The organism is Xenorhabdus vietnamensis, assembly GCF_002127535.1.
Classification (GTDB): Bacteria; Pseudomonadota; Gammaproteobacteria; order Enterobacterales; family Enterobacteriaceae; genus Xenorhabdus; species Xenorhabdus vietnamensis.
The window spans coordinates 157917-182121 of record NZ_MUBJ01000006.1; the positions used below are offsets into that span (position 1 = coordinate 157917).

Below are 24205 nucleotides of genomic sequence, written 5' to 3' on the forward strand. Positions count from 1 at the left end.
TGATATATTTTTATCGAATAAGCAGTGCATTAGGCACATCGTACAGATGTTCAGGATAGTGTGATTGTAAACGGTGATCTAACAGAGCCTGAAAAATATCAGCACAACTATCGTTCTTTGCTATTATTTTTCCCTCTTTATCAAACTGTATGTTAAGTCTGAATTTTTCAGCATGTAGTCTTAAGCTTTCCATAAATGAGGTGTTTTTATAATATCCTTTCTCTCTTATTGCTAAAGCTCTTCTTAGTTGCATAGCATTATTTCCCACATATGTCACAAGTGGCAATATATCAGTAAATATACTATTAAACTCTGCTTCATTAGTAAGTGCGGTAAGGTTGCTTAAATACGCCTGTTTGTAACTAAGAATGGATTCAAAAATCCTTTTATCTTTGATAAGAATATTCCCTTCAAGGATAAAAAAATCAAAATTCATTGCTATATTAAATTTGGGTTCATTATCAATTGTTAACGTATAATCTTTATAAATAAGTGATTTTATACCTTTTTTATTTTTCGTCTTCCAAGATGAATCAGCTTTTTTCACACAATAAAGAACCACATCATTATGAACTAATTTAACAGAGTAAAAATCACAATTTGCAATATTTTTCACATCCTCAGCTTTCTTAGCTTGAATCTGATTAGATGAAAAATCAATCAATTTTTGTGCTTCAGTTTCATTTGCTCCAATGTGAAGTAGACTACTTTCATTATTCTGAGCCAATAGTCCGTAATTTATTACTTCACTATATTTGCATCTTTCTTCACTAATGAAACTATTGAGTTCTTTTCTTAATTCATCAGAAACACTGACCCACCAGCCTGTATAATGAACAGCAGAATTTCGTATACTTTTCCGATAAACCCATAGAGTTAAAGATGCATCATCAATATTAAAATCCTGCAACCTATTGAGCATAATCAAGGCCTTTGATTTATAACAATAACTGACTGTACATTTTGCGACTCATACTCAATATTAGGCTGGATATCCTTATTTGCAAGCACGATACCAGTGAATTCATCTTTCCCAGCGGGAAATCTGTATGTTATTTCATACATTCGCCAATTAAAAACAATTAGCATTGGATTCAAAATCACCTGCCCTGATTTATAAGATAACCAGAATAACCATATTAGGAAAATGATAAATCCAAAGAATTTTGTATCTTGCAAATAATCAATACTCATGAATGATACAATATAAGGTAAGACATAATTCATTAAGTCTGCGGGGGTATACTTTGCTGAAATAACTTTAATTATTTGTCCTTCAGAACCGGTCAACTTAAGAGTCAGCCACGAAAACACAAAACATATCAAACATATAATAAGAAACCCCAATGATAAATAAGGTTTATATAAAGGTAACTGACAGGAATCACTGAGCAAAACATTCAAGCAAAAATTTCCTGTGGCTTTTCTCTTATCATAATCCTGTATAAGGAGGATCGTACTTAATGGCAAATATGAGCCAAGAAATATGGCAAGTGCTATAAGTAACCTTGGTTTCATACTCTCCTCCTTCTAGATATTGCGCATAGTTATAACTAAGCCATTCTTGCATCCCTTTCGTTTCAGTGCTTTCTTGGCCTATAAGCTTTAAATATTAACTATAGTGACAATATGGAAAAATACATTCAAAGAGCCCTGAATTCAGCAATTCTATGCCCGATCGATAAGTAAACCCCCCGATATAGAATCTATATCAGATTGATTTTAATAATCATCGAATAAGCCCCCATTCATCAAACTGTTCCTTAATCTCTTTAATAGAAGTCAGTTTAATCTTAGGTATAGTTAATCGTTCAAACAATGCAGCATAACATTTTCTGCTTTTTGGTGTGACAACAGTAATATGATGGATCATTTTCCATTTGATGCTGTCTTTATTGCCTGCCAGACCACCATAGCGGTTATGTTGGAAAAGAGTTCTGTTTGCATAACGCAGCAGGCTTGATGGCGTCGAGATATCTAATAAAATAACGCCTGTTGCTCTGGATAGGCGCTGTGGTAGACATTTTCTATAGTTTCCGTCTATGACCCAACTTTCTTCTTTTATTGCCATGTCATGCAATGAGATGAATTCATCTACAGGACGTTCCTGCCAGTTTGTATTTAGTAGATGAAAAAGCTGATCCAAGTGAATCACTTTCAAATTACATTTTATGGAGATGGCATTGGCAAGCGTAGATTTACCACTATTTGAAGGCCCCATAATACAAATTCTATTTCCTAAATCTGAAAGTTCCATAACAGCCTCCAGTAATTATAGATTTACCTCTGTTATCGGTATCACTGACATTAATGAGACGCCCAATTTTTCACATGTAAAACACTTAAAAATAGGAACTCAATTTAATTGTAAATCACAGCATCTGTGCATAGATGCATACACAACACGTTGATATGATTAAACTCATAACGATGTAGATAGCTAAGTTTTATGAAAAGCCTTGCAAAATCTGAATTTCAGACATAAAAAAAGACGCTTTCTTTTAGCGTCTTAATTTTGAAGGCCGGACTCGAATTTCACACCCAATAGACTGATATCAATGTATTTTATAAGTAGAAATAAATGATTATACCCGCACTTGTACCCACAAGTTAAAATCCGTACAAAAAATAGACATTGCGAGTGGGTATAAAGCCATACCAGTAGAACACCGATATGGCCATCAAAGCAACATTCAGGCAGGCAGGAAAGTTTTCTTCAGAGGCACCAAAAGTTTGGTTTCGATATCGACTTGCTCGTAGTTCTCAATAAGCGCACGGACGAGATCATCAAGCGTCCAGAGCGTCAGAGGTATCGTCGAACGGTCGGCTTCATATCGAGCATCTTTCGTAAAGCCCCCCGTACTGACATAAAGCCCGCGATCATCTTTATGGCGACCGCCGATAAAGCTGCGAATCTGCTGACTCCCCATTTGCTCCCTGCGATGTTTTACCTCAACGATAATACGTGGATTTTCAAAACCGAATCCATCAGGTGAAGCAATGATATCTTTACCCCGATCGGCTCCCGCAGGTGAAACCTGCGTTTTATAGCCCATACTGCGTAAAACTCCGGCAACCAGATTTTGCATCTCGTCCCAATCAAGAGAGTTGATGCGATCTTTGATACCTTCAAACGCCAGCATTTCCATATCGCGCAGCGGATCAGAAACGACCTCATCTTCATCAATCGCAATTGGATTCTGAGTAATAACATCTACAGTGGGTTTCTTATCCTGCAAAAGCTCTTCTAACGCATATTCCGGAAGCTGGAAAACCGTCAGCGTGGAGCCCAATGTATTTTTGGTAGCAACAGACAATCGATCGCGATCGATTTCTTCAGTATTCCATTTAACCTGCCGAGCGATTCCCATTCCCTCTTCCACCCATTCAGGATGATATTGGAAGTCGGACGTGACTTTGCCTAGCAGATAAGTACGGTTGGCTGGCGAATAGGTAATAACCCAATCACCCTTTTGGATTTCATTCACAAAACGCCAGACCTGAGATGCACCAGAGCGGGCACTTCCCAGCTTCGTTAAGGGATCGACTTCCTGGTATAAGCCGAGTAACTGGGCTCGGGACAGACCTGGTTTGACCAATGGTGCCAGTTGAGGCCAACCGATACCCACGATTTGTTTATCGCGAAAATCGTCATAAAGTTTGCCGCCGTCGCCGCGAATCATCCACATTCTGTTGCCCATACCCGTCCCTTCATGAGGAAAAGAAATTATGCTGAATCATAAGCTTGTTAGCCGTAGGCGTCAAAACTCTACAAAATTACTTCGCTAACATTCCTGGGTAGTGTTTAGCGATAATATCGTTCATCCTCTCAACTAAATCCAGGCGCTTAAAGATCAAGTGCGCAGAGCCCTTCTGAAAGTAACGAATACTGAAGAACTCATCCTCGTAAACATCTTTAGCCGAGTTGTCACGAATATGATCCATCAAACGTATAGTGACATCACCACGATTATCGGGAATCGGTTTACCATCCAGCAAAAACAGCATTCGTTCCAGGTCCGCTAATTGATCCCGCCGCCAACCCCAATTCAGACTAAAGCCCCAGCGGTTATACGTCACCAGATTGTTAATGATGATCTTCTTACCAAAGCTGCAGGGACTATTGGTTTTGTAATCCCATGATAGCCCTTTGAAGACATTGATGATCCCACGTTCGAAGACATCCATTTTGTTGAGATGCAACTGCTCAAAGGTATTGAGGATATTCGCCTCACTGATTACAGGGAGGTCGCCCTCTTCAAGGTTCTTATGCCACTGATCGCGGGCCTGCGCATCCATCAAAGCCATCATGCCGGATTTCAACATCAGATCGCGCCAGATGCTGCGGTCTATATTGCGGGTGATCGCAGGTATCGCTTTATCAACGTCTTCAGTCAGCCAACTATCATAACGGTGCCCGGGTTTCATCGCCCAGTCTTGCGCTGTACCACCGCCGACTTCTGAGGTTAACCTGGATATAGCATCAAGCTGCTCGATAATCTGTTTAATCTGCACCAGTGCAGTATCGCGGCCAGTCACAATGCGTTCGATACTGGTCGAGAGGATGAGTTCATTGTGTTCCGTCAACACGTCGGGTTCTGTTTGCATCGTAATCGTCCATAAAAGCAAACACGCCTGCCGGGAGTGGCAGGCGCATTATGTGATGAATAAAAAGGGTGGGAAGTTCAGAGGTAAAAATCAGGAATGAGACTCGAAAAATTTACGTATTCGTCAGCCCGGTAGCACGCTTTGCCCTGAGAATATCGGTAGCGCTCAGAAATGGTGTCTGCTCCTGCCAGGTGAATCCCTTACGGTCAGTACGTACCAGTTCATAGCGTTCCACCAGGAAATTCACCGCATCGGCTAGATTTATTCCCGCCTCGATATGTTCTTCGATGGCCGTATCGTCGTGGAATGGCGTGTCATTAAGTGTCAGGCCGTAATGATGCTCCAACAGATACGTTAACAGTTGCTGCCAGACCTGCACGGGCGACAGACGTGACAAAACCGGCACCGTGGCCGGTACAGTTGAAATGTGCATGGGTAGAATCCTGAGAAAAGAAGAAGAGAGAAGGTGTTACGGGGTTGGATAAATAGAAATGTAAACGTAGCCGCAGCTACCACGGGTATCAGCTATGCAGGTTAAACTCGCAAATTGAATGGTCACCTGATGTTGCTGCTGTGGATTTAGCTCACCGGAACGCAGCATTGCTTCCAGTTGACTGATAAACAGCGGGAAAGCCTGATCCAGTTTCTGCAGTTGCTTCGGAGTAAAATCCCCCGTCAACCCAGCCCTGTCAGCCAGGTAATGCAGACTGTTGCCTTCCTGAACTAATCTAGCGCCAAATCGTGGGGTGATATCGCTTTGTAGCCCCCATTCATGAGGTGGTGTGATTGACATGAAAACCTCCGTTTAAAGCAAACCCTGCTCAGCAAAAGAAACCACTTCATTCCCAACAACCAAATGATCCAGCACTCGCACCTCTACCAGTGCTAACGCTTTCACTATCCGCTGAGTGATGTGTTTGTCCTGCTGACTGATTTCTGTCGTACCTGACGGATGGTTATGCGCCAGAATTACCGCAGCGGCATTGTGTTTCAGAGCCAATTTAACCACTTCGCGGGGATGCACTTCGGTATGGCTGAGTGTGCCGGTAAATAATGTTTCGCATCCCAGCAGGCAGTGCTGATTGTCGAGATACATCACGATAAAAACTTCACGCTCCTGATGAGCCATCTGTAATTGCAGCCAGGTTTTAGTGAAGCTGGTGGAGGTAAATGGCTCACTCGGTTGACGCTGATATTTCTCCAGCAGGCGTAAAGCCCGACGAATGATACGTTGCTCGTTTGCAGGAAATACCGGGGATAAATTGAATACAGACATATTTTCTCCTTAAAAAAAGCCTCGCCGGTTTATTGGCAAGGCTTGAGGGAAGGGATAATAAAAAGGTTCATGAGGCAAGCTGCAGCATATTCTCAGCCATCATCCACAGAGCGCGGTTAAGCTTCACATCACCGTCGATACCTTTTACAGCACGGGTATGGGCACGTTTGCCTTTAGTCGTTCGCCCAGGCAGACCGCCTTTAATCAGGTTTTCCTGAATGCGCTGATAAGTGGTCCACAGGTCGTTGCTTTCATCCTGCCAGCGGCGTGGAGAGAGTATCTGCGATTCCGTCACCGGCTGATGCTCTTCACCAAAGCGATAGGTTAATGCTGCTTTCGCCATCGCCTGCTGTGCTGGTGGCGGTAACATTAGCGACTGCATGGCATCGCGTTTCTCTTCTACTCGGTCAAAAATCCCCAGCACTTCGTAAGCCCCTTCAATGACTTTCTCCGCTACGTTGCCTTTATGGGGTACACGAACCTCCCCAAAAGACTCACCGCAAATCAGCCCATTTTGACAAACCGATCTGAATAACCCCGGCAACATCTGGTAAGAGCTGGAGCCGTCATGACTGTTAAGCAAAATAATTTCCGGTACCTGTTTGCCAGTGATCTGGCCTTCGCGACGCAGGCGTAGCATGTGCTTCGTATGTTCGCGTTTGCTCTGGTCGCGTACTCGGGTCTGGCAAGCAAAGAAAGGCTGGAAACCTTCTCGCTGTAGGTTATCAAGTAGGGTAATGGTCGGAATGTATGTGTACCGATCGCTGCGGGATTCATGCTTTTCTTCGCTGAACACACTCGGCACATAGTGGGCCAGTTCATCACGAGTTAGCGGGCGGTCGCGGCGTACAAGATTGACCGCACCAAAGCGGCTGGCTAAACGTTTCATAATTAATTCCTTATAACAATACATAAAAAAGACCATGCCTCATGATGAGGCATGGTCTTTTTGTACGAGTGAACAGTGAAAGAAGATTGTGTTAAATATCGGGTGAAGTCACACGGATAGTACAGAGATAAAAACGACTGTAATTTAAATATTACCAGCCAGTATTCTGCTTCCTGATAGCCCGGTTGAGCGTGTCCAAATCTTGTATAGTTTTTTCTTTTACTGTGTAGGTGGTTCCATTCGGGTCAATAGTGACTGATTTCGGAAAATGATCCTTTATGATTTTAACCGTTGAGGGGTGACTAAAAAATCGATATCTGAGACCTGTGCTACTGATAAAGTCTCCCTCTGATGGGGTAGCCAGTTCATCTGGTGGTTGCGGCTCATACAAAACCCCGACAAAAAAACCACCCCCGCGCATACCTTCCAGCCCATTAATACACAACTGATGTGAGTGTTTTTTCCTGTTCCATCCATTTCTGGCCATGTCATGAAACGTTCTGTACTTAATGTTGTTCAGATCGAACAAAAGCGCTTCATCGTCGTTTGATCTGTTAGTGTGCACAGGAATCACCTTACATGAATAATCAATCTTTACTTCGAGGCCGTCAGCGGTGTGTTGTCTATATTTTACTGTTACCTTTCCGATAAAAAATAAAAATAACGCAGGTTTGAATTCACTATTATCAGGGGCATGAAGTTTTGTCTGCAGGTATGCAATTACTCTTCTGAGTATATCCCTCTTGTTTATTGCTTCCGCAGGCTTTGGCACGTCACTAAACATGATGTAAGGAAGCGTTTCGATAAAACTATCTCTTTGAAACAAACGATGAAACGCATCGGCTGTTCCCCTGACTATTCCATCAATAGTCAGATTATTGATTTCAAAACCCGCATTAAAAACCCTTTCTGGCACAAGGTTTTTATTCGCCACCAGTTTACCTGTAGGTAAAAGTGTATCGTTATCCATTCTGTACTTCAGGGCATCGAGCAGCATGTCCTGAATAACAGCTGAACTGCTACTACCCGTCCTCTTCGCCAGACTCAATATCATCTGATGAAGTTCAGGATAGGAAAAATTAACTGTTATTCGATTTTTACTTGCCATCACAAAACCACCATAAAGTGCAGCACTTTTTAGATTTTAACAGTGATGCACCTTTTTAAAAAGTGACTTAAATCAAGAGAATGCTCGATGCAAAAACAACCACTTTCGGCAATGCCCGGCATGGTGGCATGAGCAACAGTAAAATGTTCATCTGCTTACTGGGGCAAGAAATAGCCCCGTAGTCAGCGTACCGGGATAACTTAAGAGTGGTTTTAGTCCGAATGGCGGGAGTAATAACAGCCAGAAAACCCAATACAGCAGGGGCATACGAGGTAGCAGGTGGCGATTTCAGTGATTATTTACTGCCGGACACTAATATTATGCTTATTGTTGTTCTCTACAGTATGAGCAGGAATAGGGGTATACAGAGATCCACAGGGAAGTGGGTATAGAACCGTTAAGAGAGAGTAAAGCTATCAGCAGAGGCTCAAGCCAGTAGTAGTGTGAGGCAGTGTTTTCTTTGATCGCCCTGTAACTGCGTTAAAAGTTACCGAGGCTCTCATGGGTATGTCACCAACATCATGAGAGCCCAGAAATGATACTCAAAGAATGTAACAGCGAGAAGAATGCCTACCATATGCAGCGTCTGGAAGCGCTGACAGCCTTCGTGATGAATGAGCATGCCCGTGTATTAGCCTTCGGGCTGGATTTAAGCCTGCCGCAGCACAACCAACATAAGGGATATGAATCTGCGGTTATAACCCGTTTTATTGCCTCGCTTAAGGCACAATTAGCCGCTTATCTGAAGAGACGCAGCAGAGAAGGTAAACGAATATACTCTTGCCCGGTGTATTACGCATGGGCCAGAGAGTTCGGTGAGATGAATAGCAACAAGCATTATCACCTGGTGCTCTTGGTTAACCGTGAGGTGTTCAGTTGCATGATGCTGAAACTGGGGTTTAAGGGTACCGGAAGAGGATTATTGCTAACGATGGCAGCTAAGGCGTGGTGCCACGCGCTGAAACTGAAGGGTAAAGCGAAGGAGAGCGTAAGTTATCATCTGGCAGGCATATTTGAGCTGAACCGCAGAGAGGGAACCAACAGCCTTGATTATGAGAATTACCTGAATCGGATCTGCTATCTCGCCAAAAAACGTTCCAAAGAAAATGAGGACGGCGAGCGTAACTTTGGCTGCAGTCAGTTTAAGACCAAAGCGAAAAGTAATTTATTACCGGAGAAGTGATTGTAATGACGGAGCACACAACATGACCTTAAATCAACAGGTTAGTTTTGCTCCTGTCTTTTACCCACTCAAAGACAGAAGGAAAATCGTCATGAACAATCTACTGACTCCCGAGACCGACCTGATGAACGATAAGCTGGTGGATATGGTCTTCATCACCACCTTCACGGGCTTAACCGATAAGTGGTTCTACAAGCTGATTAAGGACGGGATGTTTCCGAAACCTATCAAGTTTGGCCGCAGTTCCGCTGGCGGGAAAGTGATGTCAGGCGCTGGGTGATGGAGCGCATAGAAAAATCCCGCTAATAAAGCCCTTTAGCGCTTCTCTGTACGCCCTACCCATAATCATTACAAATACATACACTATGTCGGTAAACGCCTGACAGGGCTTTTGCTGCGCATTATCCGGTAGTAATGCTGTGGTGATGAAATGGATAGCTTCTCAGTAGGGTTACACATAATTAAAAGGGGGAAGTGTTGGATTATTTACTGACACTTGCTCCCCCCAGACTAACCACAGGTAAATTTAATTATTAAAGGTCCAGCTACCGGAATCGGTGACAATACTGGCTTCGAGAATACGGTCACATTTCATATATTTGAAAGTAGCCACATCACCGAATTTATATTTGTAAGGCAGGATTCTGTTACCGACGCTCTCCATTTTACAGTTCCCTCTGTTAACCCGAATGGATTTCAGTACCACATTGTCATCAGTGATAGTGAGCTGAATAACGCCATATTTAGTATTCCAGCCTTCATTGCTGACAGAGCTGCCGAACTGTACTTTAAACGGTGGCGTCGTAGATTTCTGTACCTGCTGTTGCTGAGAGGATGTAGGTTTATTAGCCTGCTGGCTACCAACGCCATTAATACCATTCAGGAGGAGGCTCCTGGAAACTCTAATGGTACCCGGTTTGCAGGATACGGTGCTGGTTTCCTGCCCCATTGAATTCATGACCGTGTAATAAGCATCACCTGTACCGTCATATTCCGAATAATTAAAAGCGATAGCGCCTTCAATATCGTCACTTTCTCCGCGCAACGTGAAAGAAGCGGTTCCTACACCTGTATTAACAGCCAGATTCTGTTTCGCTTCGCCGGAAGCAATATCCAGTTTAATAACGGAGCCTCCCTCTTCGGAGTCACCACCCGGCTTTTCAAAACTGATATAAACAGTATCACTGGCATGACTGAGCGTCATTTGCTCGCCGTTTTCAAGCATGCATTGCAAGTCGTAACCTCCGCCTGCATGAGCAGACTGAGCAGCAAATAACGATATAAACAATGCAGGAATAATTAGTGGTTTCATTAAATGCTTTCCTTATCCAAAAAAATGGTCCCAGACGTTACCCGCCCACTCAATAGCCCTATCTTTCCCCTTACGTGCAAGCTCTTTGACTGGACCAGGTAACGGAACAGAATCAATAACGTCGTCAAGTATCCCGGAGATCACGCTGGTAAAGCCGCCTTTCGCTTCAGTCTTTACGTCATCGGTTTTGTACTCTTCCTTAAATTGCGAGGCTGTGCTGCTTTTAGCCCGATCTGGTAATGCACGGATCATCGTTTCTACCAAACGAAGGATGTTGTAGCCCTCATCGGCGGAGATCGGGATTACCGGATATCGCGTAAAGCCAAAACGTTCAGTAATGTAAGATTCTTTCTTTTCGATGTTGATGCGCTGTGTTGGGGACGGCTGATGCAGGTATGTATCCCATTCACGGAAGGGCTCGATTTTATCAACCTGGTTGAGGACGAACAAAACGCGCTCACCCCCACCTGCAGGGAACAGGACATTATTGTAGAAATGCTCATCTGCAGAAAAAGCTCGATCATCGCCTTTAATCACCCAGAGGATGAGATCCAGTGAGGGAAGCAAAGTACGATAAAGATCTTCGTACTCTTTATCCCGTAAAGCATTCTCACCGACGCCAGGGATATCAATGATCTTCAGCGAACGTTTACCAAAACGTATACGCAGCTCCTGAACCTCACGCGTGCAGGCTTCAACGTCACTGACCGCACAAATTTCGCCTTGAAATAGCGCATTACACACGCTTGATTTACCTGCGCCGGTCTTTCCCATAACGCCAATTACAGGTTCATAGTCGATAGCTTCACTGATTTTGTTAACCAGGTTTTCCCGCAGTGACTGAGGGAAAACATCGAGAATATCCCTGATGTCAGGTATGAGCGGCGAACTGTCGGTTTTTATCCCATTGCTATCATTAAACATATTGTCCCATAGTCCTGAAATCCCCCCTTCTCTTCTGGTGATGCCATTAGCATCAGTAATCATCCGGCCTTCCCCCTTTAACGGGTCATCCATAAAGGTCTCTTTGCTTATGTTGAAATGAACGTTGCCAGCTACTCTCTGAAGGTCTGAATAACGTCACTGATGAAACGAAAGTGTGGAAGAGCCGAAATAAACTCCTCACTGGCGGTGAGTGCATCAAGTTCAGGCTTTCTGCGAAAAGAGGTGTCAAGAACAGTCACAGCGTTAACGTCTTCCATCCGAAACACCTGTAGCTTTCTGGCTCGAGTAGCCACAAGAAACCAGTTTCTGGACTGGAAGATCAGGCGGCGAGGAGCCACTGCGTCGTAGCTCTTACCATTGACTAATAGCGTAACGGCTCGGTAGTCACGGATCGCTTCGGCCAGCTCCAGAAAGCAGGTGGTTTGGGTGATTGGCGATGGCAATCCTCCATGTCCGATAAGACATGGTGAGCACCCAGAGCTGCTGGTAATGAGCCGGATTAATCTGCGGTTCTGGGCCGGAATGATCCCCGAAATCCCAGAATTGAGGATAAACGTAAAGGTATTGGGTATATGCTCTCGACCAGTTCGCCGGATAAGTCGATAGCTGCCACTAGAATGTTCAAGATCCAGATGGATTAGACGCTGTTGAAAATCCCGCTGTAGAGTGCGCTCTGAGACACCAAACTCATTTGCCAGCGCTTTCAGCTCCAAGGATTGACCAGCCAACAATCGGCTGATAATGACCGATAGCCTTACAGAAAGGCGGTCATAATGATCATGTTGTGTTTTCATGGTGAGAACAGTCCTGAACTCCCAAAATAACCAGATATTGATATGGGAGATTATGACGTACTGGTTCGACACGTTATGTCGTACCAAAGGGTGGTGGATTGAAAAAATGGTGGGGGTAACTGCTGTTATCTAATGCTATGAAATATATGTTAATTAGTTAATTCCAAGGCGAAGTCATCATCAAAAAAACGACACAACCTGTCGCATTCCGCATTGTCAGAAAGGGACTATCTGCTGCTCACGAAAATGATTTAGTTCTGAAAAAAGTTATAAACCAATATGAGTCCGTGCATTGATTACGTTGCCGTAGGTGGAATATGGTGAGGTTTCTTTTGATTGGCTAAACGCATGAGAAAGTGCAGTGATTTTAGGCAGGAATAAAAAAGTTCAAGACCGAAGTAATCTGACAGCTACCCGTATGAATAACCGATAATTGTCAGATCTGGTCTGAGCTAAGACAATCAATTAATACTCCCACGCCTCAAACGCCAGTGGCATCTTATTGAGCAAATCTCGCCGCTCGCGCCAGTTAGAAATCAAGCGGTCCATATGTAGACGGAAACGCTCGTTGTGATGACGCTCCAGTAGATGAACCAGTTCATGCACCAGAATATACTCCAGACACTCAGGTGGTTTCTTGACCAGTTCCAGATTGAGCCAGACTCGCTTTGTGGTGGTATTACAGGTGCCCCAAAAGGTTTTCATCTTTTTTATGCCCCAGAACGTCGGGGAAACGCCGGTTCTGTCTTGCCATTCGGGCAGTAATTTAGCGACCTGCCGTTTCAGCTCATGCCGATAAAAGTCGGTTAATACCAGCTCCTTATTTTCATTGCTCGTTCCTGGCTGAACATAAAGCTGGAGTTTATTATTTCCCGCAATCTTCACCTCATGACGTCCCTGACGCTCGATCACAAACAAGCGATATTTACGACCCCAAAGATAGTGGCATTCTCCGCTGACCATCTCCCGCTCGGACTGGCGTGGCTGTCTGGCGAAATCCTGCTGTTGTTTTCGGATCCAGCGGAAGCGGGAAGCGACCGCCATCCGTATTGCCGTTTCTGTCATGTGTTCCGGGGCTGAAACGCGGACTTTACCGTCAGGCGGCAGGACGCTGATATGCAAGTTCTTAATCACCTTACGATTGACCTGTAAGCGCAGCGTGCCTATCTGCATGACCGGCATCAGTGGTATTCCTTTTGCTTACGGGCAAGCTCAAGAACGTCATCAATATTGACGTTATAACTGGCGGTTTCTTCGCGCAGCGCGCGGGCAAGCTCTCGTTCCTTAAAACGATCGCCAATCCACTCCGCTTTTTTGGTATAGCGGATTGTCGTATCAATACGGGTTGCCAGCACCTCGTCATGACCGAAGTTATCATAAAACGCGCGCTTTGCCTGCGTATCCATCGTTTCAGGATAGGATGCCCCGTTGGTTTGTTCTGGGCGGATGACCTGTTTGCTCAAATCCCGGATACGCTCCAGATACTGCTGGTAATCAAGCGCATTCTGGCGGCGAAGGGTAATCAGTTCATCCAGCAAAAGCGACATGCGCCCGTAGTATTTCGGGTTCACTGGGTTTTCATCCACGATGGTTTTACGCACGTTGTTTTCGATGGTTTCCGCCATCGCATCCTGATTGTTGCGGATCTCGTCCGGTAGAGCAGCGGTTGCTGCTGCGCCTTTTTCAACAATCAGCTCAATCAGGCTTAACTCTTCGAAATCCATCAGCACTTCGCTACCGTCGGCGCGAACGTACATATCCAGCAGGTGGCGCATGGCGGGCTCAAAGCGCTTCATGTCCAGCAGATCGCCGCTGGTCAGTTTAATGTCGTAGCGCAGTCTCTCGAATTTAGCGACTTCGGCGCAAATGCTTTCTACTTCCTCATCGGTATAACCCGCTTCCTGCATTTCATTCGCCAGGCTGGCGTATGCGCGCAGCAGGCGGGCGACATTCTGATAGAACGACAGGCGCAGCGCCTCTTTTTCGCCTAATATCGTCTGGTTTTCCCCCGACTGACCACAGAAATAGTGCTGATAGTCCTGCAATTCGCGTGGTGCCTTGACAGGTTCGCATAGGCTGCGAACTACCTCCAGCGCGCTGTCGAGATCCAGCTTTGCCTGCTCCAGACGATTTTTTAGCAGTCCATCAACATCATCGCGATCGTAATCGTCAAACGCGCCCGTGGTGTAATTGGTTATCGCTTTATCCAGCGAGCGGAACAGATCTTTATAATCGATAATATAGCCGTATTCTTTATCTTCCCCGTCCAGCCGGTTTACCCGACAAATCGCCTGAAACAGCGTATGGTCTGTCATGGTTTTATCAATATAAAGATAGGTCGCAGACGGTGCATCAAAGCCGGTTAGCAGCTTATCCACCACGATAAGCAGACGCATTTGCCCCGGTTCATTTATAAAGCGCTGCTTAACGTCTCGCTCGAATTCGGCGATACGACCAGCAATCTTCTCTTCGCTTTGTTCAAAATAGTCAGCCAGCATTTTGCGATAGGTCGAGAATTTGTACAGTTTCTCGGTCAGGCCCGCGCCGGTTTCTTCACCTTTGATACTGGCAGCATCGGGACGGAAGCTGGTTACAATTGCCACTTTTCCAGCCAAATCGGTCTGGCTGAACATCTCGTAAACCTTACAAGCCTGATACACACTGCTGCATACCAGCATGGCGTTGCCGCGCCCGTCCATCAGCCGCGGGCGGGTATCCATATCCAACAGAATATCATTAACGATCTGCTCCAGCCGCGACTTACTGGAAAGCAGTTTCTGCATTGAGCCCCACTTCTGTTTAAGCTGGGTTTTGGCTAAATTCGACAGGCCACGCGTTTTGGCTTCAAACCAGTCATCGACCTTTTTCTCAGACGTCAGGTACTGGTCAATATCGCGGGCCTCATAGCGCAGATCTAGCACCACCCCGTCGGCCACTGCCTCATCAAACTTGTAGGTGTGGATATAAGGGCCGAACACCTCCACTGATTTCTTTTTATCTTTCTTCATCAGTGGCGTACCGGTAAAACCGATGAACAAAGCTTCCGGAAGAATGGCGGTCATCGCGTTATGCAACTTGCCGGACTGCGTGCGGTGGCACTCATCCACGAAGACAAACAGATCGCCTTTGGCGCGGAACGTTTTCGTCAGGGATTGTTGCAACTCGGTGATGAAGTCGTCGGTTGCCGCAGCGTCTTCCGCTTCGCTACGACGACCAAACTTATGCACCAGAGAGCAGATGAGCCACGGGTTCGGATGGTTAAGCGTCGCAATAAGGTCGTTGCCGCTAGAGGTGCGATAAATCTCTTCATCCACACCCATAAACACGCTTTCGATCTGTTCATCCAGCTCGGTGCGGTCGGTCACAATCAGCACGCGTGAATTCGGCACATTTTCGCGGATCCACTTCGCCAGCCAGACCATCGTCAGGCTTTTACCCGAGCCCTGCGTGTGCCAGATAATCCCGCCTTCACGACGGGCAATATGCTGTTTAGCCGCCTCGACGCCAAAGAACTGATTATGGCGACAGAGCTTTTTCACCCCAACGTCAAAGGCCATGTAGTTATGGACGATATCCAGCAGCCTTGATTTGTTGCAAAGGCGGCTTAAATGGAAGTCGAGCTTATGCATGTATGCATCAGTATTTTCTTCTTTCCATTCCAGATAATATTTTTCCGGCGTTTCGATGGTGCCGTAGCGCAGCCCCTGCGTATCGTTACCCGCCATCACCAGTTGCATGGTGGTAAAGAAATTGCGGATAAAGGTTTTCTTTTGATTGTCGAGATTCTGGCGGATGCCTTCGCTGACGTGGACTGAAGAGCGTTTAAGTTCAATCACGCCCAGCGCGATGCCGTTAACGTACAGCACCAGATCCGGGCGCTTGCTGTATTCACCTTTTATCGTCACCTCGTCGGCGATGGCGAAATCATTGGCTTCAGGATGCGCCCAGTCAATCAGCCACACGGTCTGATTCTGCTCGCCCGCGCCTTCCTTCTCCTTCACGCCGTAACGCAGCAGGCGATAGACCTCTTTATTGGCGTAATACAGCTTCTTGCCTTCGCCCAGCGCGGCGGCGGAATCCAGTTGCCGAAGCACGCGGGTAATCAGCGTATCGCTGACGCCACGCCGTTTCAGCCATGCGCTCAGTATGTCCGTGTCGATATTGCTGTCACCGGCATATCCAGCGCTCCGCCCCAGATAGCGGTATCCTAAATCTTTAACAAAAAACTGAATCAAACGCTGCTGTGTGGCGCGTTCGCGCTGGCCGATAGTGCTCAAAGGGCGCTCTCCCTAAATGTTCAGCAATGGAACTCCATCACGCGGTTGATGGCAAATTGCAGATTCTTATCGTCAAATAACTTCATCTTACGACTGGCCCAGCGTTCACCCGCAGGCCACTGGTACAGCCCCTCTTTCACGGAGTCCAGCGTGGGCTGGCACTCTCCCCGGGTCAGCAGCCAGTCAACGGTTGCCAGCAGCTCCAGACCAAACGGCGATTCAAAGCCGTCAATCAACTGGCTGACCTGCTCCAGCGCCGGTAACCACGCTTTGGCCTCGTTGTTCAGCCAGAGGTTGACGTGTTCTTTTTCCTGATCGTTAAACCATATAACGTCCAGCGGCTGGCTGTCCGGGATGCGTTTCTCGGCTTTCAGATATGTGCCGTCCAGCGCATTAAGCAGATGGTTCAGGTTGGGGGCATAAGGGCCGTAATAATGCGCTTCAAACCGCAATTTGAGCACATCTTCGTGCTGGTGCAGTTCAATGGCACGTTGTAACAGCCATGCCAGCTTTTGGATTTCCAGCAGGCTGCACTCCATCCCCAGCACCCAGTAGCGGCGCACCAGTTCAGCGATCATCGCTCTGGCAGGAGTGAGCTTTTTTACGCCGGTGCTCTTAGCGACGTTCTGGTATTTTTCGGTAGGCTCATAAATCAGGATTTCAGTGCCCGGAAGGTCGCCCAGCGCAGATTCAATCCGCGCCCGAACGTCCGGCCAGTTCAGGCCTCCGTTGCCAGCACCCAGCGGCGGAATGGCGATAGACTGCACTTTCTCCTCGATCAAAAAGCGACGTAAGTCCTGCAAGCCGTCTTCAATCCACTCCATGCGGGAGTCGGTGCGCCAGTGCTGTTTGGTGGGAAAGTTGACGATCCAGCGCGGCCCCATCAGTTCGCCGGTTTCGGTAATAAACATTTTGCCGGTCATCACCTGCTTTTGTTTACAGGCGAGGGCATAGGCTTTCATATTGTCGGGGAAGCGCTCTTTGAACATCAGCGCGATGCCTTTACCCATGACGCCGACGGTATTAACCGTATTCACCAGTGCTTCCACGGGCGCGTCCAGTAAATTGCCTTGTGTGTATGTCATCATGAGAAGTACCACCCGGCCCGTGTGTGAACGGGCATTGACAGATTGCGTTGCGACAGCCACTGCTCTAATTGTAACCTGACGCCATCGTTGTAACAAATCATCCCGCCCAACAGCGTGATGGGGCAGTGCTGCCAGATTAACGCCTCGGCCTGATAGCGTTCAAACTTGGCCGGATCGTCCGGATCGCGACGGAAATCCCGCGCCTGTAAGATAGGCCAGTCGATCTGGTTCAGATCGTCCAGACGGGTGTAGTAGTTAACCCAGTTATAGTAGGCGTGGCTGTCGGTAAACACGAAAGGGACGTTTTGCTCCGCCACGTTTCGCAGGCTGCTGACCAGAATGACGATCTCTTCATTGGGGCGCTGCTTAATGCCGCCGCGCCCGCTGCGGATGTTCATCAGCATCGGCGAGAAGGGGGTAAAGTAAAACGGCACATAGTCATGCAGCGTCCCGCCCGTCCCGACAGGCACCGGATGCCCGGCGCGTTTGTCGATAAGCTCTGGGTTACCGATATTGATCCAGTTTGCAGCCTGTGCTGGGCTGTTGCCGCAGTGCAGGCCGTTGTCCAGTATCCACGGAATATTGTCCCGATGGACAATGCGCCAAATCAGGGCTTTTTCTGGATTGAGGCTGGAGCTGTAATCATGAGCCATGTGCATTCCCTTCTATACTAAGCGGGTTTTCCCGGTTAACAGTTCCTGCATCATCCCCTGTTTAAGCTGGCGGGTTTTGTCCAGACGCTGCTGCAAGGTCTGAATGTCCTTGTCCATATCGGAGAGGATGGCGGAGATGGCGGTTTGTTCTTCTTTACTTTCAGGTAACGGGATTTTAAAGCCTAACATATCTTTATTAGTTATCTGATTGATAGTGGCACCCATAATTTCGGCGATTTGCTTTTGAATAACGTTAGACTGAAATTGATGAAATATAAATCCATATATATCAGTTCGAAATACTGACATAAATGCACCGAATGCCGAACCTTGCGCATTTTTGTCAATTAATGCGCATTTACCAATAAGTTGGCGACTGCCATTTCTCACACACACCAAAATATCACCTTCTTTCACAATTGTGCGCTCAGGTGGTTCTATACTGACGAAGACATTATCATCATAAGCTAAGTGATTATTTTGAATATTGGATGAGCGTAATACCAATGTACCATAATCAGATGTATCTTCAGGTTTGTAAGTTAATCCAATAATGCAATTACCTAGTTCACCGAGATTAATACAACTCCAATCCTCAGGGATTTCCCCCAACTCACTCTTTTTATATCCCTTAACAGACCCATCATCCCGCAACGCAAACTGTGGCAAACGGGTTTTACCCGTTAGTAGTTGCTGCATGGTGGCTATTTTGATGGCTTGTTTTTTTGCGATAAGCTTTTCTGACGCTAAAATAAAGTCATCAATATCCGATAATGTATTAGCTATAGCGCTTTGTTCTTGCTTGTTTTTTGGGCACGGAATCAAAAATGCTTTTACAGCAACTAGCGGTACACGACGGTGTCCTGCACTTCCCACCATTTCTGATTCCAATGATGCTCTGAATTTTTTATCAGTTGTCCAAAAATAGATGAAGCGAGAATCGGAATCTTCACTTTCCCTTAATACATGAAATTCTGTACTACCAAAACCTATGTTAGTAAGTAATTCAGCGGTATGGCATCCCTTTCCATTTTCAAAGCATGGGGTTATTTTTGCTAACAACACATCCCCTTTTTCAAAATAAGTGAAGCCGCTTTTAACTTCTTTAAAAGGAATCTGGATACTATTTTTTAATTGTGCATCCTCACTAACATCCTGCATTCCAATAAATGAAACCAGCTCATGATCGCTGACGTTTTTTTTCTTTATGCTTGTTTTAAACAAGTTGCCAAATGGTACGCACTCCCAATCCTTAGGAATAACCCCAACTTCCGTCAGTTTAAACCCCACAGGCACGCCTTTCCCCGCCATACCCGACTGCTGCTCACTCACCATTAAATCCACCATCACCACACCAGCCCCATCGCCCGCAAATGCCCGGCCACCTTCTCGCTCAACGCCCCAACGGACGCTTCAAGTGCCGGTAACGGTTCAGCATAACGCTCTTCCAGTTCCTTCACGCGCTCTGCCAGTTGCTGGGTGATACGCTCAATCTCCGCCTTAATCCCGGCCTGTAATGTAGCCAGCCATTTGTCCTGTACCATCAATGTTTTAATCGCAGATTCATCCAGAGTGGGATAATGTTTAAATACCGCGCGATCCAGCGCCTTCTGTGCTGCTTTTCGTACTTCTTCCGCATTGGCTTTCGTCTTAATCAACGCCAGGCAGCGGGTCAGCGCTGCCAGCTCATCCGGGTCGGCGGTAGTTTTCTTCAAATGAGTCAAGCGGACATTGACCAGCTCTTTCGTCACCTTATCTTTGTCGTTCTTCGCCTCGGCCAGCAGATCGTCTTCCCCGGCCTGCTCTTCGACAAACTCCGCTAACTGACGGCCGGCTTCTTCACTGCGTTCCTGTGCGCGGTTCAGCGCATCCAGTAGTTCCGGGAAACATCGAATTTCCACCAATGAACGGGGCAGCACATCGGCCTTGTAGCGCCGCTTGTCAAACTCAAAATCGTGCGCTTCTTTCCAGACGTTTTTTCCTTTCTTGTCTTTCACTGGCTGGAGTTCGCGAATTTGCGCGGCGGCTTTCCAGCCGTCCTGCATAATCACGTATACATCGTCCTGCATGACATCGGCCCAGTAGTCCATCAGGATCTGGTACACACTGTATTTATTCAGCAACTCGCCGTTAGCATACTGCGCCAGCAGCATCTCGCTGATATCGTGGATCAGTTCCTTCGGTTTATCACCTTTGCCTATATCTGCCAGCGCCGCCTCTTTCACCCATGCCTTAAACGGCAGCAGGCTGCGGGTGGTAAAATCCTTAAATTCCTGATGCGCCAGAATGGTCGGCTTAACCTGTTGGGCTTCTACCTGCGCCCGACAGTAGCCGGGGCGATCGTCGGCAAACAGCACGTCGCGCAGGGTGGGGAATACCCGCCAGTAATCCTGTAGGGCATCAACATCGCGCGCCGGAATACCGCCCTGTAGGTGGGCGGTCAGATCGTGCAGATCTTCCGGCTCGCCGCTGTCGATATAGCGGGGGATATTCAGGTTGTAATCATTCCCGGCGATATCGATTAACGCCACCATTCGGCTGTAGCCGGGCACCGTGCGCTGGTGGTTAAACACGTCCACGATGCGGTGAATATCCCGGCTGCGCAGGCGGTTCTTATTGCCATCTTTGATAAAGCCCCGGCTGGCGTCGATCATAAAAATGCCTTTGCGGCTGTGGGCGTGCTCCTTGTCAATCACGATAATGCACGCTGGGATGCCGGTGCCGTAAAACAGGTTGGCTGGTAGGCCGATAATGCCTTTGATATAGCCCTGTTTAATCAGGTTTTCGCGGATATTCGCCTCGGCGTTGCCGCGGAACAGCACACCGTGCGGCAGGATCACCGCCCCTTTACCGGTGCTTTTCAGGCTCTTGATGATGTGCAGCAGAAAAGCATAATCCCCGTTCTTCTCCGGTGGAACGCCCCAGACGAAGCGCTCAAACGGATCTTTTTTCGGATCCAGTCCGCTGGTCCAGTTTTTATTGGAAAACGGCGGGTTGGCCACGGCGAAATCAAAGGCTTTCAGCCTACCGTTGGCTTCTTTCCACTGCGGATCGCTCAGGGTATTGCCCTGCCAGATTTTCGCAGTGGCATTGTTGTGCAGGATCATGTTCATACGCGCCAGTGCGCTGGTGGCGTTGTCCATTTCTTGCCCGAAGATCGACAGCCCGCGTCGCGTTTCGTCGCTGACTTTGAGCAGCAGCGAGCCGGATCCGCAGGTGGGGTCATACACCGTGGTATCCTGCGGCGTATCGGGCGTAATGCCGATCACTTTCGCCAGAATGCGCGACACCTCTGCCGGAGTATAAAATTGTCCCTTGCTTTTACCGGATTCGGTGGCGAAGTGGCGCATCAGGTACTCATAGGCATCGCCCAGCAGATCATCGCCATCGGCCCGGTTGCCGGAAAGATCCAGCCCCTCGAAGATACCGACCAGCTTCGTCAGGCGGTCAATCATCTCTTTGCCTTTACCAAGCTTGTCTTCGTCGTTAAAGTCGGCCTCGTCAATAACGCCTTTCAAATCGTTCTCTTCCGCCAGCTTGCGGATGATTTTGTTAATTTTATCGCCGATTTCTTTATCGTTCTTCAGCGCGACCATATCGTCAAAGCTGGCCCCTTTCGGGATAACGATCATTCCGTAAGGGTCGCCTTTATATTTGTCGGACACATACTTCATAAACAGCAGGGTCAGCACATAGTCTTTGTACTGGCTGGCATCCATCCCGCCGCGCAGTTCGTCGCAGCTTGCCCACAGAGAGGAGTAGAGTTCGGTTTTTTTGATAGCCATTAAATATCTCGTTTTACACGGTGATGTGCCGTAAGCGGGTTACAGCAGATCGGTGTTCAGTCCGGCGGCTTTCAGCCGACGGGTTAAGTTACGCATTTTGCTGAATTCAGTGCCGAGGCTCTGGCTCAGACCGGTGCCTTCACAAAAAGCTTTTGCCGTAATGTGTTCCAACTCGTCGGCATACTTAATCATTTGCAGATGCAACTCGACGGTGTACTGGTTACGTGGAGCTCCGGATAGCGCTTGCTGGATACGATGGTATATTTCGTTTTCATTCATAAAGGCTGGTATCCGTGGACATGCTAGATAATTTAGCTAAAATAGCTAAAATTGACATTGAGTTCAATGAGTAAGACGTTCAGCGACTCTGATTGCACGGTTTTTGAACAAGAAAATATCTTTGAGCAAATCAACCATCTAGATTTTCACACTGGCGTCTACGAAATCAGATTTCTGGGTTAGTTTCCTAAAGATATCGCTTATTTGTGACTATCATACATTTACATTTTTTATGCCTGACCCAGCTATCCAGCAATGATAGCTGAGTCAGGCATTGCAAGACGTGACTGTGGCCTTAAAGCCGATTAAACCAACTCGATCCTACGATTGCTATCAGTGTTCTTGCATAGTTACTTATTCTGGCTTAATGGGTTATTGATTTTTGCATAATCAAAAGGAGAAAAGATTTTTTCTCGATTCGCATCCAGATAATCAGCCCACCACTGCAGCATCAACCTACGCTCCCCAAGATGCTCGGCCTTATGAATATAAGCCGCCCGCACAGAACTACGCTCCTGATGGCTCATCTGCCTCTCCACCGCATCCCTCGACCACAGCCCCGACTCAATCAACGAACTACAAGCCATAGTTCTAAAACCATGACCACAAACTTCAACTTTCGTATCGTATCCCATCACTCGCAGCGCTTTATTTACCGTATTCTCACTCAGGGGTTTACGCGGATCGTGATCACCAACAAAAATCAGCTCTCGATTCCCACTCATGCTTTTGATCTGTTCTAAAATGGCTAGTGCTTGCCGCGACAAGGGAACAAGATGTGGAGTACGCATCTTCGAACCACGCTGAGAATGCTTAACACCTTCCAACGGTTCACGCTCACCTGGAATCGTCCACATGGCCGTTTCAAAATCCACTTCTGACCAGCGTGCAAAACGTAGTTCACTTGAGCGGATAAACACTAATAAAGTGAGTTCGACAGCTAATCGAGTTAAATGCCTGCCGGAATAATGATCAATGCGGTGAAGTAATTCATGTATGCGATTAAGCTCCAGAGCCGCACGATGCTGTCTTTTCGCCGTAGCAACTGCACCGGCAATTTCTTGAGCAGGGTTGTAGTCGATTAAACCGCTCTGTACAGCAAAGCGCATAATCGCGGTAGTTCGCTGTTGCAAACGGGCGGCGACTTCAAGGCGTCCGGATGACTCGACTGCTTTGATGGGTACAAGTAGGTCTCGCGTTTTCAGTTCTGCGATGTTCCGCTTACCGATGGCAGCAAAGAGATTATCTTCGAGACTTTTCAATACACGAGCGCTATGCGCTGAAGACCATTTCTGATTACTGGCATGCCAGTCTCTGGCAACCACTTCAAACGTTATTGCCTCTTGCTCCTGCTCTACCTTAACGGCTTTCTTATTCTCACTTGGATCGACACCATTAGCTAACAGCTTACGGGCTTCATCCCGGCGTGCCCTGGCATCCGCCAGCGAGACTTCGGGATATTTCCCCAGCGCCAGCATCTTCTCCTTACCGCCGAAACGATAACGAAGCCGCCAGTATTTAGAACCGTTAGGGTGAACCAGCAAAACCATGCCTTCACCGTCAGTAAGTTTATAGGCTTTTGCTTCAGGCTTTGCCGAACGAACCTTCACATCACTCAGAGCCATGATGAGTATCCTTTCAAGGGTTCTGTGTGGGTACAAACATTATCGAACCGGGATATACCCGCAGATGTACCCACATCAGTAAGTTGATGTAGATTGAATCAGGTTGACTTAGGTTGAGTGAAAAAGCGAGGAAAGCCTTGCGGATACTGGATTTCAGGCACAAAAAAAGACGTCCGTTGACGTCTATTGATGTTCCGATGGTGCCGAAGGCCGGACTCGAACCGGCACACCCGAAGGCGGTTGATTTTGAATCAACTGCGTCTACCGATTTCGCCACTTCGGCACTGAAGGGTTCGGAGAACGGAGGTGATTATACCTGTCAGAAGAACGTTCGCAACACTTATCCTTTCAATTTTGTTCAAGTGCTGAAAAAAGAATCACTC

General features: G+C 47.0%; 22 protein-coding genes, 1 tRNA gene and 1 pseudogene. 2 read left to right on the plus strand and 22 right to left on the minus strand.

Translation table 11 applies throughout. The annotated features are described in order from the left end of the window. Positions 1 to 10 precede the first annotated feature (10 nt). From Xvie_RS07865 to Xvie_RS07910, 10 genes are all read right to left on the minus strand, one after another. Complete coding sequence (locus Xvie_RS07865; RefSeq protein ID WP_086108775.1) at positions 11 to 922, minus strand: Kiwa anti-phage protein KwaB-like domain-containing protein; 912 nt, start codon at positions 920 to 922, stop codon at positions 11 to 13. A 2-nt stretch (positions 923 to 924) separates the two neighbouring features. Beyond that, entirely contained in the window at positions 925 to 1518 is a 594-nt protein-coding gene (locus Xvie_RS07870) for a hypothetical protein (RefSeq protein WP_086108776.1), read from the minus strand. Positions 1519 to 1729: 211 nt separating this feature from the next. Further along, positions 1730 to 2257, minus strand: a complete 528-nt coding sequence (locus Xvie_RS07875) for a P-loop NTPase family protein (protein WP_086108777.1) — start codon at positions 2255 to 2257, stop codon at positions 1730 to 1732. 436 nt (positions 2258 to 2693) lie between these two features. Continuing rightward, positions 2694 to 3701, minus strand: a complete 1008-nt coding sequence (locus Xvie_RS07880; protein ID WP_086108778.1) for a restriction endonuclease — start codon at positions 3699 to 3701, stop codon at positions 2694 to 2696. A gap of 76 nt (positions 3702 to 3777) precedes the next feature. Then, positions 3778 to 4608 carry a DUF4942 domain-containing protein gene (locus tag Xvie_RS07885; protein WP_086108779.1) on the minus strand — a complete coding sequence of 277 codons (831 nt, stop codon included), beginning with the start codon at positions 4606 to 4608 and terminating at the stop codon, positions 3778 to 3780. 112 nt (positions 4609 to 4720) lie between these two features. Then, positions 4721 to 5041: a TA system toxin CbtA family protein gene (locus tag Xvie_RS07890; RefSeq protein WP_086108780.1), complete on the minus strand. Its 321-nt coding sequence runs from the start codon at positions 5039 to 5041 to the stop codon at positions 4721 to 4723. Between the two features lie 36 nt (positions 5042 to 5077). Next, positions 5078 to 5401: a type IV toxin-antitoxin system YeeU family antitoxin gene (locus Xvie_RS07895; RefSeq protein ID WP_086108781.1), complete on the minus strand. Its 324-nt coding sequence runs from the start codon at positions 5399 to 5401 to the stop codon at positions 5078 to 5080. A 12-nt stretch (positions 5402 to 5413) separates the two neighbouring features. Further along, positions 5414 to 5884 (minus strand): RadC family protein, encoded by a 471-nt coding sequence (gene radC / locus Xvie_RS07900; RefSeq protein WP_057068553.1) that lies wholly within the window; start codon positions 5882 to 5884, stop codon positions 5414 to 5416. A 67-nt stretch (positions 5885 to 5951) separates the two neighbouring features. Next, positions 5952 to 6773: a DUF932 domain-containing protein gene (locus Xvie_RS07905; protein WP_086108782.1), complete on the minus strand. Its 822-nt coding sequence runs from the start codon at positions 6771 to 6773 to the stop codon at positions 5952 to 5954. A 151-nt stretch (positions 6774 to 6924) separates the two neighbouring features. Then, entirely contained in the window at positions 6925 to 7881 is a 957-nt protein-coding gene (locus Xvie_RS07910; protein ID WP_086108783.1) for a hypothetical protein, read from the minus strand. Positions 7882 to 8416: 535 nt separating this feature from the next. On the opposite strand from Xvie_RS07910, the gene Xvie_RS07915 reads away from it, so the two are divergent. Both Xvie_RS07915 and Xvie_RS07920 read left to right on the plus strand, forming a co-directional pair. Continuing rightward, positions 8417 to 9064 (plus strand): inovirus Gp2 family protein, encoded by a 648-nt coding sequence (locus Xvie_RS07915; RefSeq protein ID WP_086108784.1) that lies wholly within the window; start codon positions 8417 to 8419, stop codon positions 9062 to 9064. Between the two features lie 91 nt (positions 9065 to 9155). Further along, positions 9156 to 9370: pseudogene (locus tag Xvie_RS07920) on the plus strand (helix-turn-helix transcriptional regulator). Positions 9371 to 9590: 220 nt separating this feature from the next. On the opposite strand, the gene Xvie_RS07925 reads toward Xvie_RS07920, so the two are convergent. From Xvie_RS07925 to Xvie_RS07980, 12 genes are all read right to left on the minus strand, one after another. Next, positions 9591 to 10376, minus strand: coding sequence for a hypothetical protein (locus tag Xvie_RS07925; RefSeq protein WP_086108785.1), 786 nt, complete (start codon positions 10374 to 10376; stop codon positions 9591 to 9593). Between the two features lie 12 nt (positions 10377 to 10388). After that, positions 10389 to 11393, minus strand: coding sequence for a GTPase family protein (locus tag Xvie_RS07930; protein WP_086108786.1), 1005 nt, complete (start codon positions 11391 to 11393; stop codon positions 10389 to 10391). Between the two features lie 38 nt (positions 11394 to 11431). Further along, positions 11432 to 12115 (minus strand): WYL domain-containing protein, encoded by a 684-nt coding sequence (locus Xvie_RS07935; RefSeq protein ID WP_086108787.1) that lies wholly within the window; start codon positions 12113 to 12115, stop codon positions 11432 to 11434. Between the two features lie 465 nt (positions 12116 to 12580). Next, positions 12581 to 13297, minus strand: coding sequence for a M48 family metallopeptidase (locus Xvie_RS07940; RefSeq protein ID WP_086108788.1), 717 nt, complete (start codon positions 13295 to 13297; stop codon positions 12581 to 12583). Then, positions 13297 to 16392 carry a type I restriction endonuclease subunit R gene (locus Xvie_RS07945; protein WP_086108789.1) on the minus strand — a complete coding sequence of 1032 codons (3096 nt, stop codon included), beginning with the start codon at positions 16390 to 16392 and terminating at the stop codon, positions 13297 to 13299. The genes Xvie_RS07940 and Xvie_RS07945 overlap by 1 nt, the downstream gene beginning before the upstream one ends. A 20-nt stretch (positions 16393 to 16412) precedes the next feature. Then, positions 16413 to 17480 (minus strand): type II toxin-antitoxin system antitoxin DNA ADP-ribosyl glycohydrolase DarG, encoded by a 1068-nt coding sequence (darG, locus tag Xvie_RS07950; protein ID WP_086108790.1) that lies wholly within the window; start codon positions 17478 to 17480, stop codon positions 16413 to 16415. Continuing rightward, entirely contained in the window at positions 17477 to 18133 is a 657-nt protein-coding gene (gene darT / locus Xvie_RS07955) for a type II toxin-antitoxin system toxin DNA ADP-ribosyl transferase DarT (protein WP_086108791.1), read from the minus strand. Before darT ends, darG begins: the two co-directional genes overlap by 4 nt. 12 nt (positions 18134 to 18145) lie before the next feature. Next, on the minus strand, positions 18146 to 19480 hold the full coding sequence (locus tag Xvie_RS07960) for a restriction endonuclease subunit S (protein WP_086108792.1): 1335 nt from the start codon (positions 19478 to 19480) through the stop codon (positions 18146 to 18148). After that, entirely contained in the window at positions 19480 to 21918 is a 2439-nt protein-coding gene (locus Xvie_RS07965) for a type I restriction-modification system subunit M (RefSeq protein WP_086108793.1), read from the minus strand. The genes Xvie_RS07960 and Xvie_RS07965 overlap by 1 nt, the downstream gene beginning before the upstream one ends. Before the next feature lie 39 nt (positions 21919 to 21957). Further along, the gene (locus tag Xvie_RS07970; protein ID WP_012543063.1) at positions 21958 to 22197 is read right to left on the minus strand and encodes an HTH-like domain-containing protein; all 240 of its coding nucleotides are present in this window, start codon (positions 22195 to 22197) and stop codon (positions 21958 to 21960) included. Positions 22198 to 22547: 350 nt separating this feature from the next. Continuing rightward, the gene (locus Xvie_RS07975) at positions 22548 to 23822 is read right to left on the minus strand and encodes a tyrosine-type recombinase/integrase (RefSeq protein WP_086108794.1); all 1275 of its coding nucleotides are present in this window, start codon (positions 23820 to 23822) and stop codon (positions 22548 to 22550) included. A gap of 198 nt (positions 23823 to 24020) precedes the next feature. Then, positions 24021 to 24105: transfer RNA gene (locus Xvie_RS07980), tRNA-Leu, on the minus strand. Between the last annotated feature and the right edge of the window lie 100 nt (positions 24106 to 24205).